Source organism: Flavobacterium amniphilum, assembly GCF_023634845.1.
Lineage (GTDB): Bacteria > Bacteroidota > Bacteroidia > Flavobacteriales > Flavobacteriaceae > Flavobacterium > Flavobacterium amniphilum.
On record NZ_JAMLJL010000001.1, the window covers coordinates 282,416 to 297,577 of the forward strand.

A 15,162-nucleotide genomic window follows, 5' to 3' on the forward strand; every position below is an offset into this window, starting at 1 on the left:
AATTGCGTTTTTTAAAATTTGTTTCACGTGAAACAAATTTTAGTTTTAATTTATAATGATTTTGTTTCACGTGAAACAATTAAAACAATAAAAATGTTTTTAGATAAGTATGATGTAATTGTGGTTGGTGCAGGTCACGCCGGTTGTGAAGCTGCTGCTGCTGCTGCAAATTTAGGAAGTAAAACATTATTGGTTACAATGAGTTTGCAGAACATTGCGCAAATGTCTTGTAACCCTGCTATGGGTGGAATCGCAAAAGGACAAATTGTTCGTGAGATTGATGCTCTTGGTGGTTATTCTGGCATTGTGTCTGACAGAACTGCGATTCAGTTCAAAATGCTGAACAAGTCAAAAGGTCCCGCTATGTGGTCTCCGCGTGTACAAAGTGACCGTATGCGTTTCTCTGAAGAATGGCGCTTAATGCTTGAGCAAACCCCTAACCTAGATTTTTATCAAGAAATGGCATCGGGAATTATTGCAGAAGCTGGAAAGGTTATTGGTATTAAAACAGCACTTGGATTGAGTATTTATGCGAAGACAATAGTGCTTACCAATGGTACTTTTTTGAACGGTTTAATTCATATTGGTGATAAACAATTTGGTGGAGGTCGAGCTGGAGAGAGTGCTTCTTATGGAATTACTGAAGATTTGGTTAATCTGGGTTTTCAAGCAGGAAGAATGAAAACCGGAACTCCTCCCCGTGTCGATGGTCGCTCTTTGGATTATTCAAAAATGCGTGTTGAACCAGGTGATGAAAACCCTTCTAAATTTTCATATTCAAATCTTAGCCGCCCTTTGACTGTTCAAAGGGATTGTCATATGACGTATACTTCCCCTTTAGTGCATGATTTATTGCGCGAAGGTTTTGAGCGTTCTCCTATGTTTAATGGAAGAATAAAATCACTAGGGCCAAGATACTGCCCATCGATTGAAGATAAAATCAATCGATTTGCTGATAAAGACCGTCACCAACTTTTTGTCGAACCGGAAGGTTGGAATACGGTTGAAGTTTATGTAAACGGATTTTCTACTTCGCTACCGGAAGATGTTCAGTTTAAGGCGTTGCGTTCAGTGGAAGGTTTTGAAAATGTAAAATTCTTCCGCGCAGGTTATGCTATCGAATATGACTACTTCCCTCCTACTCAATTAAAACATACACTAGAAACTAAATTGGTTGAAGGTTTATATTTTGCCGGTCAAATTAATGGAACTACCGGTTATGAAGAAGCAGCTTCTCAAGGTTTGATTGCTGGAATTAATGCCGCTCTAAAATCTCAGGAACGTGAAGAATTTACTCTAAAACGTGACGAAGCTTATATTGGTGTTTTAATTGATGATCTTATTACAAAAGGTACAGAAGAACCTTACCGTATGTTTACCTCACGTGCAGAGTATAGAACTTTGTTACGTCAGGATAATGCCGATTTTAGATTAACACCAATGTCACATAAAATTGGTTTAGCTTCTGAGGACCGTATGCGCCGTATGGAATATAAATTCAATGAAGCCGATAAAATGGTTTCTTTCTTCAAGGAAACTTCTATTTCGATTGGTGAAGCAAATCCGGTTTTAGAAGCAAAAGAAAGTTCGCTTATTTCGCAAGGTGATAAAATGTTTAAAATTTTCTCAAGACCTCAAATTGATATGGATGATATGTTGAAATTTGAAAAGGTTAATGAGTATGCTACAGAAAATGATTTAGATTCTGAAATTTTAGAACAAGCTGAAATTCAGGTGAAGTATTCGGGATATATTGAAAAGGAACGTACCAATGCAGAAAAGTTACATCGTCTTGAAAATATCCGTATTCCGGATAATTTTGATTATGATGTTTTAAAATCTCTTTCTTATGAAGCCAGAGAAAAATTAAAGAAAATCCGTCCTGTGACAATTTCACAGGCATCACGCATAAGCGGAGTTTCACCTAACGATATTTCAGTATTGTTAGTTTTTATGGGTAGATAAATGTAATGCGGACACAAGTGTAAATTTTGTGATCCGTATTTGCTTTTAAATGTTTCACGTGGAACTCTAAAAATGAAATTAAAAGTTATTCAATCGTATCAGGAGCAATATTTGAACCCAATAATTTTGAATGTTGGTGATAAAGTTGTTTTGGGAAACGAAGAAACAGAAGAAAATTGGAAAGGTTGGGTTTGGGCAGAAATCAAGAATAATTCAGGATGGATTCCAATGCAGATTGTTGAGTTTTCTTTTGACCGAAAATCAGGTATTATAAAAAAAGATTATTCTGCACAAGAATTAACTGTTATTGTAAATGACATAGTTATTCTTATCGAATCTCTCAATGGTTGGCTTTGGGTCAAAAGCTGTCAGACTAATAAGGAAGGATGGTTTCCTTCAGAATGTGTTGACCTATCAAATTAATTTTATAAAAGTATTAATACATATAATGAATTTTTCAAATCAAAACGTTTACATCAAAGTTAAGGATCATTCGGTTTCGGGTGAACATTTCGAATTATTACTGGATGAAGATTTACAATTATTAAAAACACACCCACAACCCAAATTGCAAAATTTAGGAAAGTATTACGAAAGCGATGATTATATTTCGCACACAGATTCTAAACGTTCCTTTTTTGAAAAGCTATATCATATTGTTAAATCCTATTCGTTAAAGAGAAAAGTTGGATTGATTACTTCATTTTATCCTGCAAAAGGTAGTTTATTGGATATTGGAGCCGGTACAGGTGATTTTTTGGTTACTGCTAAAGTTCAAGGTTGGAAAACAACTGGTATAGAACCCAACAAAAATGCAAAAAATCTTGCTATTTCTAAGGGTATAGGCTTCGAAAAGTCAATTGAAAGTATTGAAAAACAGCAATTTGACGTGATTACGATGTGGCACGTTATGGAGCATGTGCCGGATGTTGTACACCAAATCAAAGAATTAAAACGATTATTAAAGCCAGATGGTACGATAATTATCGCTGTACCGAATTATAAGTCATACGATGCAACTTATTATAAAGAATTTTGGGCAGCTTATGATGTACCGAGACATTTATGGCATTTTTCCAAATTGGGCATTTCGAAGTTGGCTGAAAATGAAAATATGAAATTGGTAAAAACGCTTCCAATGATTTTTGACAGTTTTTATGTTTCACTTTTGTCCGAGAAATACAAAACCGGGAAAATGAATTTTTTTAAAGCTTTTTGGATTGGATTACGTTCGAATTTAAAAGCGCGTAATACAAAAGAGTATTCATCCCACATTTACATCATTAAAAACTCTTAAAACGCATTTTAAAGCGATTTTAAGCGATTTTTAGATGTTAAACACAGAAACACATTCCGTGTTTTTGTTTTTAGCTGTAATTAAGTCTGTGAAAGCTTGTTTTTATTGAGATTTTCAATAGGAATGAGAATTGTATAAATAAAATTTATAGTTGATATTTCTCTCTTTTTTTCAAAAAATCAGAGAAAGAAATATAGATTATAAAAAAATAGTATTTTTACCAAAATTTAAAAATTAACTGAAATTTATAAAATGAAAAAAATTGTAGTATTAGCAGCTATTTTGTTTTCTGTCGTAGCATGTGACAAAGCACCGGAAGCGAAAGAGTTTAAAACAGCATACATTGACACTGTGAAATTGATGGAAGAATATACTGAAATCAAAGAATTAGAAGAAAAATTCAAAACTAAAGGACAGGTAAAAGGGCGCGAACTGCAAATTGAAGCTAAAAAACTTGAAGCTGCAAAAGAAAATCTTCAACGAAATGCCATGGCTAAAGGTCAAGAATGGGCGCAAAGAGAATATGCTAGTTTGCAACAACGTGCACAGCAATTGGCTTATGCTGAACAATCTATAGCACAGGAATTACAAATGGAAGGTGGAACACAAAGAGATTCTGTTGTAAAAGATGTGAGAGAATTTATCAAAAATTACGGTAAGCAAAAAGGTTATGATTATGTTTTCGGAACTGGAGACGCCGCAACAGTATTATACGCTAAGGATTCATACGATATCACTAAAGAAGTGATTAAATTGTTAAACGACCGTTACGCTTCTAAAGATAAATCTGAAGTTAAAAAGGATGAAAAGAAAGAAGAAGTTAAGAAGTAATTTACTTCTCTTTTAAGATATTGCCTTCAAATTTTGTTTGAAGGCTTTTTTTTGTTTTCACGTGGAACAATATACTCCTGTATAATCTATTTATCACTTTATTTTCAATATTTTAACCTTTTAATTATAAGCCAAATGCAAACTATTTCATCAGAAGCCAAGTACACTTTACAATTTATCAATCAAACTAAACGTAATATTTTCCTTACAGGAAAAGCAGGTACCGGAAAAACTACTTTGTTACGTGATATTCTTAAAACGACACATAAAAATGTTGTGGTTGTTGCTCCTACGGGTATTGCAGCACTGAATGCGGGCGGTGTGACTATTCATTCTTTGTTCCAGTTACCTTTTGCCGCCTTTCTTCCCGATTACAGCGAACCAAAATTTACTGAATTTTCCAAATTTGAATCCCGCAGCACTTTAGCCAGGCATTTCAAAATGAATAGCTTAAAGAAATCTGTCCTCAGAAATTTAGAATTACTGATTATCGATGAAGTTAGTATGCTTCGTGCAGATTTGCTTGATGCCATGGATTTTATGCTGCAGCATGTACGGAAAAATAAAGAAGCTTTCGGAGGTGTTCAGGTGCTTTTTATTGGAGATTTGCTTCAGCTTCCGCCTGTTATAAAGGAAGATGAATGGCAAGTTCTCCGTCAATTTTACAAAGGAAAATATTTTTTCCATTCGCATGTGATCCAACAAAAACCACCACTATACATCGAATTGTCTAAAATTTTCCGTCAAACCGACGATACCTTTATATCGATTTTGAATAATCTGCGTAATAATCAGGTAACCCTAACTGATATTTCCACATTGAACCAGTATGTAAATGCAAAATTTGATTCGAAAATAAACCTTGGATTTATAACCATTACCACGCATAATTATAAGGCAGATTCATTGAATACCAAATCTTTAAGTGATTTACAAGGCCAGCAAAAGTCATATTATCCTGAAGTTATCGGTGATTTTCCTGAAAAAATTTTTCCGGTTGATTCCGAATTGAATCTTAAAGTGGGTGCACAAATTATGTTCATTAAGAATGATTTGTCTGTTGAAAAAAGGTTCTTCAACGGGAAGATGGGTGTGATTGAATCGCTTTCCGATGAAGAAATTATGGTTCGCTTTGATGATAATTCCACTATTCTGGTTGAAAAATATGAATGGCAGAATATAAAGTACTCGTTAAATATTGATACTAAGGAAATTGAAGAAGAAGTTCTTGGGACTTTTGTCCACTACCCTATTAAATTGGCTTGGGCGATAACAGTGCATAAGAGTCAAGGGATGACTTTTGACAAAGCTGCGCTTGATGTATCACAAGTTTTTCTACCCGGGCAGGCATATGTAGCTTTATCGCGTTTGCGTTCCTTAAACGGGCTTATTTTGCTTTCTCCATTACAAATGAATGGCATTTCCTCCGATTCGGATGTAATGGATTATTCGGTTCATAAAGCAGACGAATCTTTATTAGCGACTTCATTGCAAACTGAGACACAAACTTTTTTGGCAGGTTATCTCAAATCGGCATTCGATTGGCAAAATTTGACACAGGAATGGCGGAATTATCAATTCAGTCATGACGATAAATCCGGGAAAAACCAGCATTTTATCTGGGCCAAAAAGCATACTGAACTATTAGTTGATTTAGCTGAAGCATCCCGTAAATTCAGATCACAGTTGGATCAGTTGTTTTCACGTGAAACGATTGATTACGAATTTATTGAAGTCAGAATCATTGCAGCTTATGATTATTTTTTCCCAAAACTGGATGCATTTGTTTTTGAAGTTCTATGGAAATTGGAAGAAGTTAAGCGGTTAAAAAAGCACAAAGCCATTTATGAAGAATTATTGGTTTTGGAAGAATTTCAGATCAAATCGGTTTTGGATTTGATGAAGGCAGTTTTGTTGATTAGGAATATTGCCTCCGGAGAAATAATTTCTAAGGAAAATCTGACTTCTGATAAGATTAAATCTTATAAAATCAACAAGTTAGAATTAGTTCGTAATGAGTTTAAAAAACTTAATCACAGCTTGATAGATGACTCTGTTGATGAAAACCGTTACTCAAAAAAATCAAAAAAAGAGAAAGAAGCCAAAAAATCAACTACTGAGATAACTTTTGAATTATGGAAAGAAAATAATTCGCTCAAAGATATAGCGGTTATAAGAAAATTCAGCATGCAAACCATTATTGGACATATGGTTAAGTTAATTGAAGCCGGAAAGGTTTCAATACTGGAATTACTTCCGGATGACAAAATCAAAGAACTTGAAAAAGCATTCGAAGATTATCAAGAAGATACTTTGAATCCGCTGAAAGAAAAATACGGAGACCAATTTACCTGGGATGAATTAAAGATGTACAGAGCAAACATTCTATCCGGTAAATAAAACAAAAGTGAGGAATACATTTTCAATTGTATTCCTCACCTATTCTATTGTAAAAGATAAACGCCAAAAACAGCCGAAGCAAAATAGATGGCAATTGTTCTGGCTCCATCATAATCTTTGGCAACACGCTGTCCGAACAAAAGCATCAACAATGTGATACATGAAACCGCAGCACCATATTTTCCAAAGACTGTTCCGCCGCTTACTGACATTTCTATGATTCCAACAATGCATAATAATCCGGCAATTAATTCAAAAACCAATAACGTTTTTAAGGCTAAATTTACTTTACCATCAAAAACAGTTCCTGAAAAATGACCTTTAAGCCATTCTAAATTACCCTGAAAATCAGTAAACTTATCGTATCCTGATTGTAAAAAAGTAATTGCTAAAAAAAGCAATACCATTAATCCTGCTAAATTGTGCATAAGTTTAATTTTTATGTATTAGACGTGTTAGTTTTATTGATAAATCGGTTAAAATAATTTTTGCATTACCATTGCGCTCAATATGGTAAATAGCGTCCTGGATTTCTTTATAAATTTCGGTAATATTGTTTCCCGTCACAAAGGGAGCAAATTTATTCAGACTGAAATTAGCAATGCCGGTTTCAAAATAAACCAATTTATCTGCCTGATAATTAAGTAATAAAGCCTGTCTGAACATTTCAATACAGAAATGTAGAAATTTCTTTTGTGTTTCGCGTCCCAAACCGGCAATGAGTTCACTCCAGGAAATTAAATCCTGAATGGCCGAAGCATTCCCTTTTGCCCTGAAAGCTGCGCGTACCCAAGTAACAAACCATTCTTCAAATGATTGATTATCATTTTTATCGTCGCACAAACGTAATGCAATGTTGTAATTTCCCTGTGCTTTATGTGCGATCAGTTTGGCTTTCTTTTCTTCAATACTTTTGTATTCAATCAAATGGTTTGCGATTGCTTCTTCACTTAAGGCCGAAAAATGAAGTACCTGACAACGTGAACGGATCGTTTGGATTATATCTTCTTCATTTTCAGTTATTAAAATGAATAAAGTTTTATCGGTAGGTTCTTCCAGAAGCTTTAATAATTTGTTTGATGCAGCAACATTCAACTTGTCGGCCATCCAGATGATCATGACTTTGTAACCACCTTCATAGGATTTCAGGGAAAGTGACCGTAGGATTTCCTGTGCATCCTCAACCCTGATCTCTCCTTGTTTGTTCTGCACATTAAGCACTTTGTACCAATCAAATAGCCCACCATAAGGTTGTTCCAGTAAAAATTCACGCCAGTCATTTAAAAAATCAAGGCTTTTAGGTTTGGATTTTACTTCTTCGGTTGTTACTGTCGGATAAATGAAATGCAAATCAGGATGCGCGAAATGTTCAAACTTCAAATTACAGGCTTCATTCCCTCCGGTATTTTCGTTTCCGGTATTGCTGCACAAAACAAATTGAGCATAGGCTATGGCCAGTGGTAAGACTCCACTTCCTTCCGGTCCCACAAATAGTTGTGCATGAGGAATTCTTCCGGATGAAGCACTTCTTATCAAGTGGCTTTTTAAATGATCGTGACCAATAATTTGTTTAAAATGCATATTGCAAATATAAAATATCTGGCTTTTAAAACCGTATCTGATTTTAATTTGATGTTGTTCATCGATAAAAAATGCAAGTTTTTAACCAAATATTGTTGATAAATATTTTTTATTAGAAATATTTTAATATTTTTGCTCACGAATGAAATTTTATAAAAGCTTTATTTTTAAGGGTTTTTCAAATAAAATTCACAAAAAATTAACTCGCATCAAAACTTTGGCACGCTTTTGGTATGGATGATAAAAAATGAATGCATTAATTTTTTGTTAAAGTTTTTAAATCAAAAAGATGAGATTATACAAATATTCGCAAAAATGTTATGGAAAACTTGTCAATTAAATTTAAAAACATATTTTTGAATAATTAGAGTTAAACTAAAATTTTGAATCAACCATGAAAAAAATTATCTTCTTAGGCCTATTTATGCTTTTTGCTGTAGGTAATATTAATGCTCAGGCTAAAGGGAAGCCTAAAAGCATCATCAGCACGAATGCTGGAATCCGAAAATTTCACGAAAAGAGTGAATTGGAGGGTATGCAAAAAGGTCAATTACTTGAGTTATACATCGAAAGAATTAATTCTTTAGTAAATACACTTCCGTATATTGCTTTAACACACAAACCGGGTATCACAATGCAGGATGTTGGTATTCCTGACAACTCGGAGAACATCAAGGCGCTTGACGCTCAACAGGAAAACACAAGAACATTCTTAACTGCTACAGTAGAGTTTCAAAGATTAATGACACCGTATGCAGACAAAGGAAATCTTGTTTCTTCAATCTTATATTATGAATCAATGTTAAAAGAATTGAATAGTTTTAATGAATAATTAAAAATATTTTTTAATTTTAGTTAATAATTTCTAAATCCAATCCCCATGAAAAACTTATCTAACTTAAAATGGATTGCTCTATTTGTAGCCTTCGCTGCAAGTGCACAGCAGGAAAAAGGTATAATTGGTGCTAGCAACTGGTTAAACAACTGGACTGAATTTAACCCGAAAAAGGTTGAATACAATGAAACGAATCAGATTTTGTACGGAAAGATTACAACAAATACAACGTTGTTCAAGAAGAATACCTACTTGCTTCAAGGACCTGTATATGTAACTAACGGAGCTACCCTTACCATTGAAGCAGGTACAGTTATCAAGGGTGATAATGCTACAAATGGTGCGTTAATCATTACTAAAGGTGCTAAGATAATGGCCGAAGGTACTGAAACTGACCCAATTGTATTCACATCTAACAGTGCTCAAAGAAAACCAGGTGACTGGGGAGGACTGGTAATCTTAGGTGATGCTCCAATCAATAAATTCGGTGGTACAGCTTCTTTAAATTTTGAAGGAGATCCGTCACAAACAATTTATGGAGGAACAAATCCTACTGCCAGTTCAGGTGTTTTGAGATTTTTAAGGGTAGAGTTTGCCGGAAAAAAAATCAAAGGATACAAAGATTACAATGCTGTATCTTTAGCAGCTGTTGGAAATAAAACAGTTATAGAAAATGTAATGTCTAGTTTTTCTGCGGGAAATGCCTTTGAAATCTTAGGTGGAGACCTTGCGATGAAAAATATGGTTACTTTACGTGCTACAGGAGATGATTTCAGATTTTCTCAAGGTTCACAAACCAAATTAGACAATTCATTAGCTGTAAGACACTCATTTTCTTCAGGTTCAACAAGAGCTAGATGTTTGAATGTTAACTCTTACGAGAAAAAAGATGAAGCAGATTTCTCTAAAGCTTTAACCAATGTTGTTGCTACAAACTGTACATTAGTAAACTCTACTGATGATTTGAACAGAGATTTAGCAAGCGGATTAGTAAAAGAATCAGTTTATGTTGCTGAAAGCTCAGGACTTACTTTAAAGAAAAGTGTTATTTCAGGATTCAGCCCTGCTGTGGTTTTAGATGATGAAATCAAACCGGAAGCTGGAGGACTTAAAAAAATCAAGTTAGAGGAAATGTACTTCAATAACTGTAAGGGGAATATTTTTGTTGAAAACACTACAAATAACGAAGATTTAGAAGATTACTACGGAAATCCACAGTTTGCTAATCTTTACGAAACTACTCCTAACACTGAGATGTTTATTGCTTGGGAAGCTAAAACACCTGACTACAGAGTTAAAATCGGTAAAATTACCGCTTCAAAATAATTTAGTATGATAAACCAGAATCAATCCATTAAAGGGTAAAACTTTTAATGGATTTCTGGATTTTTATACAATAATATTTTCACTTTCTCGTTATAACAATCTTGTGTTAAGTAAAAGTTAATATGAAGAGAACTATACCATTTAAATTAAGGTTATTTTTGGCTCTGATTGTTCCGTTTTTTATACATGACGGGGCTTTCGCACAAATTAGCGCACCAACATATGCTTTTACAAAAATTTGTGCCAGTCCGGGCTTTAATACATATACGGTGAATTTCAGTTTTACCGGACCGAATACTTATACGTTAAAAATGTCCGATGCTTCGGGCAATTTTGCCAATCCAACCGGTATCACAATTCTTTCATCACAAACAACCACAAGTCCTGGTAGTTTTACTTTTGCTGTTCCTACAACAGCATTAATGAGAGGTGAAGGTTTCAAATTAAGAGTCGTGGGCAGCTCACCGGCAATAAACGGGAGCATGTCTGCAGCATTTCCGGCTTATTACCAGCCATATGATCAGGAATTTTGGTTAAATGGAAAAGTAATGAGTATACCAATGTGTTCTGGAAGTACTGTTACATTATCTATTGATGCAGCTGCACCTTCACCGGTTTCAATACCGAATATAGTATATAGATGGTATAGAAACGGTGTTCAAATTGCTAGCGGACCAAGTACTTCTTTAGTGGTTAATTCGCCTGGAGATTATCAATGTTTTATCGATTATGGATCCTGTTCTACTTTTGATGTAGGACAAATTGAAAAATCACAAGTAATAACGGTTAACAATCAAACTAATACATCATTTACGTTGGTTTCAAGTATAGATCCGCCAAATGATATTTGTCCTTCAAATCCAACGATATTGAGTACCACACCTGGTTACAGTTACAAATGGTTCAGAAATGACATAGAAATAGCTGGAGCAACCGCTAATAGCTACTCAACGGCTGTTACAGGTAGTTATAAAGTAGAAGTAGATCAAGGTTCTTGTTCCCCTAAGCTTTTTACTAACAGTATTCAGGTTAATGCTTTGGATTTTGATATTAATTTTCCAGCCCTACAATCTCCGGATACAAATATCATTCAGGAAAATGAAACTTTTACAGTAACAGTTACTACTACCGCATCAAATCCAACTTATGAGTGGTATAACCCAGGTGGATTAACACCGATTAATACAACAGACACTTTTAGTACAAATCTCCCTATAGCTGGTGAGTATAAATTGGTTGTTAAACAAACCACTGGATGTCAGTTTCCAAAACAAATATTTTTCAAAGTTAAAATTGGAGTTAACCCTACTAAAATTCCAAATACCATTAGCCCAAATAATGATGGAACAAATGACTTATGGGAAATACCACAGGAATACCTAACTACAGAGCATGAGATTTTAATTACCAATGCTTTTGGAAAAGAGGTTCTTAAAGTCAAAAATTATCAAAACGATTGGCCCCAAAATGAAATTGAATTCAAGTCAGTAAATCCAATTTTCTACTATGTAATTTCTAAAGGAGGAAGCCCCGTTAAAAAAGGATCTATTACAGTAATAAAGTAGCATGAAAAGAAGATTATTAGGTGTCTTATTGGTTTTTAGTTCGTTTGGTGTAGTATACGCCCAAACTGGCGATGGAGTGACTTCTTTTGATGTACCAGCTAAAAATTCGTTGAAATTCAATAAATTCTTAATTAACCCAACCTTCAGTTTTGTCAGGGAAGATGAATCATTTATTTCTTTTCTGAATAAAAGACAATGGATGGGATTTGAAGATGCACCTACTTCTTATTTTTTCAGTTATTCAGGGCGATTCAGAGAGCAGAATGGTTTAGCTTTCGGTGCTTTCCAACGCAATTTCGGAGTTTTGACTTCATTTGGTGTTGTTGGAAACTTTGCACGCAACATTGAAATCAACCGTGATAGTAATTTTACTTTCGGATTGAATTTGGCCTATGTAAACAGTGGTTTGAATGAAGGTAAAATCATTACAAACGAACCAGATCCGTCACTTCAGAATATTGCTAAGAATTCATTGATTTCTGTTAATCCCGGTATCAATTACAGCACAGGAATGATTGATTTGGGACTTACAGCAAACAACATTTTTTACTACAATTTTAATAATTCCGGTATGGTTACCGATGACCCGCTGAAAAGCATCTCAGGTCACGTGATGTATACTGGATATATGTACAATAACGGTTTTTTTGAAAATGCTAAATTTTCGACCATTTTAAGGGGTGAAATGGCAAAAGACCAAACTATTTTCTCGGGATCAGTTTTATTTTATGCACCGAAAGGTGTCTGGGCACAAGCCGGATATAATTCGGTTTATGGTGTTTCCGGAGGTTTGGGAGTAGTCCTGGCTAAAAAAATATCCATTGGTTATACAGTGGAAAAAGGCTTGGGGAATTTTACGGATTTTGGTTTATCACATGAAATCACGCTAGCTTATAAGCTTAAAGGATATGGTGATTATGAAGATTATAAACCTATTGTAAGAGCAACCAAGAAAACAAATCCGGCGGTTAAAGCAACACCGGTTAAGAAAAAATCACTTGCTGAACTTCAGAAAGAGCGTGAAGCGGCTTTAGCATTGAAAGCACAACAGGAGAAAGATCGCTTGGAAAGAGAAAGATTGCTTCGTGAAAAAGCATTGGCAGAAGCTAAAGCGAAACAGGAAGGAGCAGCAAGAATCAAAGCAGAACAAGAAAAAGCATTGGCAGAAGCCCGTGCTAAAGCCGAAGCTGAAGCAAGAGCAAAAGCCGAAGCTGATAAGAATAAAGCATTAACAGAAACTGAGCGTTTACGACGTGAAAAAGAAGCAGCTGAGAGAGCACGTCTTGAAGCTGAAGCAAGAGCAAAAGCTGAGGCAGCACGCAAAGCAGATGAAGCACGTCTTGCAGAACAGGCAAGATTAAAAGCTGAAAATGATGCACGTTTAGCGGCAGAAGCAAAAGCGAAAGCTGATGAGGCTGCAAAACTTAAAGCAGAAGCTGATGCGAAAGCAAAAGAAACAGCCGAAGCAGAACGTTTACGTAAAGAAAAAGCAGCAGCTGATGCAAAAGCAAAAGCTGATGAAGCAGCGAGACTGAAAGCTGAAAATGATGCACGTTTAGCGGCAGAAGCAAAAGCGAAAGCTGATGAGGCTGCAAAACTTAAAGCAGAAGCTGATGCGAAAGCAAAAGAAACAGCCGAAGCAGAACGTTTACGTAAAGAAAAAGCAGCAGCTGATGCAAAAGCAAAAGCTGATGAAGCAGCGAGACTGAAAGCTGAAAATGATGCACGTTTAGCGGCAGAAGCAAAAGCGAAAGCTGATGAGGCTGCAAAACTTAAAGCAGAAGCTGATGCGAAAGCAAAAGAAACAGCCGAAGCAGAACGTTTACGTAAAGAAAAAGCAGCAGCTGATGCAAAAGCAAAAGCTGATGAAGCAGCGAGACTGAAAGCTGAAAATGATGCACGTTTAGCGGCAGAAGCAAAAGCGAAAGCTGATGAGGCTGCAAAACTTAAAGCCGAAGCTGATGCGAAAGCTAAAGCAACAGCAGATGCTGAACGTTTACGTAAAGAGAAAGAGGTGGCAGATGCAAAAGCAAAAGCTGAAGAAGCGGCAAGGCTAAAAGCTGAAAATGACGCACGTTTAGCGGCTGAAGCTAAGGCTAAGGCAGATGAAGCAGCAAGATTAAAAGCAGAGACTGAAGCAAGAGCGAAAGAAGAAGCAGCAAGACTTAAAGCTGAAAACGAGGCTCGTTTAGCGGCTGAAGCAAAAGCGAAAGCGGATGAAGCAGCTCGTTTAAAAGCAGAAGCTGATGCAAAAGCAAAAGCAGATGAAGAAGCTGAGCGTTTACGTAAAGAGAAGGAAGCTGCAGATGCAAAAGCTAAGGCAGATGAAGCAGCTCGTTTAAAAGCAGAGACTGATGCAAAAGCAAAAGCAGATGCAGAAGCTGAACGTTTACGTAAAGAGAAGGAAGATGCGGAAAGAGCTAAACGAGAAGCAGCTAAGACAGCTGAAGATAAAGAAATTGACAATTTAACACAGGTAATCGACGACTCTAAGAAAATACAGACTGAAAACGTAGATAAATTTAAGTCTATGGTTGATGCTAAACAACGTGAATTATTAGAGTTGAGAAAAGAAAACGACTTGTCTGAACAAGGAGTTGTAACACAGCCTAAAGAAGTAGAATTCCAAAGTTCAGCAGCAGCGAACAGAGCAATTGAAAGCTTGAAAGCTGAAATTGCACAAAGCACACAGGAACAGGATCGTTTCATCAAAGAGTTTGAAACTTTGGCAGCAGCAAGACTGAAAACAGTTCCAAGCAAAAACGATTTGGTTAATAAAAACTATGCAGAAGCATTGGCTAAATTAAAAGCTGAAAAATCGGTTACAGACAGACAAAATGCTGAATTGTTATCAAGATTGGATCAAATTAAAGCGGATATCGAGGTTGAGAAAAAACGTAGAATCAAACGTGCTCAATTCGACAGTAATCAAGACAAGTACTTGAAAGACAGAGCGTCTCTGAAACAAATTAAAGAGACAACGTCGCCAACTGGACAAACTTTCAAACCGGAAGATTTCAACTATGGTGACGAAGATCAGGCAAATATGCAGATTGTTAAGAATGTAGAAAATATAGAACCTGGATTCTATCTGGTATTAGCAGTTCACAAAGATCCTGCTAAACGTGATGAATTCCTGAGAAAGGCAATTCAGGCTGGTCAAACCAATATAGATTTCTTCTACAATGTAGCGACGAGTTCATACTATATCTACTATCAGAAATTTGATGAAATTGGCGATGCCAATACAGCAATGGGAACTAAAGGAAACAAACCATTTAACGGAAAAATGGTAGTTGTTAAAGTTGAAAAATAATAAGTAAATTCGTTAAGGACCATGCATAATATCGATTTTATATTCT

The 15,162-nt window shown here is 35.5% G+C and carries 11 protein-coding genes; 9 read left to right on the top strand and 2 right to left on the bottom strand.

What is annotated here, in order from left to right:
* The first annotated feature begins 93 nt into the window (after window positions 1–93).
* The 5 genes from mnmG to NAT51_RS01285 all read left to right on the top strand — a co-directional run bounded on the left by mnmG (window position 94) and on the right by NAT51_RS01285 (window position 6,493).
* Window positions 94–1,965, top strand: coding sequence for a tRNA uridine-5-carboxymethylaminomethyl(34) synthesis enzyme MnmG (gene mnmG / locus NAT51_RS01265; RefSeq protein WP_250594493.1), 1,872 nt, complete (start codon window positions 94–96; stop codon window positions 1,963–1,965).
* A 72-nt stretch (window positions 1,966–2,037) separates the two neighbouring features.
* Window positions 2,038–2,388, top strand: coding sequence for an SH3 domain-containing protein (locus NAT51_RS01270; protein WP_250594277.1), 351 nt, complete (start codon window positions 2,038–2,040; stop codon window positions 2,386–2,388).
* Window positions 2,389–2,413: 25 nt separating this feature from the next.
* Window positions 2,414–3,262, top strand: a complete 849-nt coding sequence (locus NAT51_RS01275; RefSeq protein ID WP_250594280.1) for a class I SAM-dependent methyltransferase — start codon at window positions 2,414–2,416, stop codon at window positions 3,260–3,262.
* 252 nt (window positions 3,263–3,514) lie between these two features.
* The gene (locus tag NAT51_RS01280; RefSeq protein ID WP_250594282.1) at window positions 3,515–4,093 is read left to right on the top strand and encodes an OmpH family outer membrane protein; all 579 of its coding nucleotides are present in this window, start codon (window positions 3,515–3,517) and stop codon (window positions 4,091–4,093) included.
* A gap of 135 nt (window positions 4,094–4,228) precedes the next feature.
* Window positions 4,229–6,493, top strand: a complete 2,265-nt coding sequence (locus NAT51_RS01285; protein WP_250594284.1) for a helix-turn-helix domain-containing protein — start codon at window positions 4,229–4,231, stop codon at window positions 6,491–6,493.
* A 44-nt stretch (window positions 6,494–6,537) separates the two neighbouring features.
* On the opposite strand, the gene NAT51_RS01290 is transcribed toward NAT51_RS01285, so the two are convergent.
* Complete coding sequence (locus tag NAT51_RS01290; protein WP_250594286.1) at window positions 6,538–6,921, bottom strand: DoxX family membrane protein; 384 nt, start codon at window positions 6,919–6,921, stop codon at window positions 6,538–6,540.
* 4 nt (window positions 6,922–6,925) lie between these two features.
* Entirely contained in the window at window positions 6,926–8,074 is a 1,149-nt protein-coding gene (locus tag NAT51_RS01295; RefSeq protein WP_250594288.1) for a DNA polymerase III subunit, read from the bottom strand.
* A 394-nt stretch (window positions 8,075–8,468) separates the two neighbouring features.
* Between NAT51_RS01295 and NAT51_RS01300 the strand changes: the two genes are divergently transcribed.
* From NAT51_RS01300 to NAT51_RS01315, 4 genes are all read left to right on the top strand, one after another.
* On the top strand, window positions 8,469–8,906 hold the full coding sequence (locus tag NAT51_RS01300; protein WP_250594290.1) for a hypothetical protein: 438 nt from the start codon (window positions 8,469–8,471) through the stop codon (window positions 8,904–8,906).
* A gap of 48 nt (window positions 8,907–8,954) precedes the next feature.
* The gene (locus NAT51_RS01305; RefSeq protein ID WP_250594292.1) at window positions 8,955–10,235 is read left to right on the top strand and encodes a hypothetical protein; all 1,281 of its coding nucleotides are present in this window, start codon (window positions 8,955–8,957) and stop codon (window positions 10,233–10,235) included.
* A gap of 122 nt (window positions 10,236–10,357) precedes the next feature.
* Complete coding sequence (locus NAT51_RS01310; RefSeq protein ID WP_250594295.1) at window positions 10,358–11,800, top strand: T9SS type B sorting domain-containing protein; 1,443 nt, start codon at window positions 10,358–10,360, stop codon at window positions 11,798–11,800.
* A 1-nt stretch (window position 11,801) separates the two neighbouring features.
* Window positions 11,802–15,116 carry a PorP/SprF family type IX secretion system membrane protein gene (locus NAT51_RS01315; protein WP_250594297.1) on the top strand — a complete coding sequence of 1,105 codons (3,315 nt, stop codon included), beginning with the start codon at window positions 11,802–11,804 and terminating at the stop codon, window positions 15,114–15,116.
* Window positions 15,117–15,162: the final 46 nt, after the last annotated feature.

Coding starts and splice junctions, on each gene's coding strand:
- NAT51_RS01275 (WP_250594280.1), top strand. CDS start 2,414: ATGAATTTTTCAAATCAAAACGTTTACATCAAAGTTAAGGATCATTCG.
- NAT51_RS01280 (WP_250594282.1), top strand. CDS start 3,515: ATGAAAAAAATTGTAGTATTAGCAGCTATTTTGTTTTCTGTCGTAGCA.
- NAT51_RS01295 (WP_250594288.1), bottom strand. CDS start 8,074: ATGCATTTTAAACAAATTATTGGTCACGATCATTTAAAAAGCCACTTG.
- NAT51_RS01290 (WP_250594286.1), bottom strand. CDS start 6,921: ATGCACAATTTAGCAGGATTAATGGTATTGCTTTTTTTAGCAATTACT.
- NAT51_RS01285 (WP_250594284.1), top strand. CDS start 4,229: ATGCAAACTATTTCATCAGAAGCCAAGTACACTTTACAATTTATCAAT.
- mnmG (WP_250594493.1), top strand. CDS start 94: ATGTTTTTAGATAAGTATGATGTAATTGTGGTTGGTGCAGGTCACGCC.
- NAT51_RS01300 (WP_250594290.1), top strand. CDS start 8,469: ATGAAAAAAATTATCTTCTTAGGCCTATTTATGCTTTTTGCTGTAGGT.
- NAT51_RS01270 (WP_250594277.1), top strand. CDS start 2,038: ATGAAATTAAAAGTTATTCAATCGTATCAGGAGCAATATTTGAACCCA.
- NAT51_RS01305 (WP_250594292.1), top strand. CDS start 8,955: ATGAAAAACTTATCTAACTTAAAATGGATTGCTCTATTTGTAGCCTTC.
- NAT51_RS01315 (WP_250594297.1), top strand. CDS start 11,802: ATGAAAAGAAGATTATTAGGTGTCTTATTGGTTTTTAGTTCGTTTGGT.
- NAT51_RS01310 (WP_250594295.1), top strand. CDS start 10,358: ATGAAGAGAACTATACCATTTAAATTAAGGTTATTTTTGGCTCTGATT.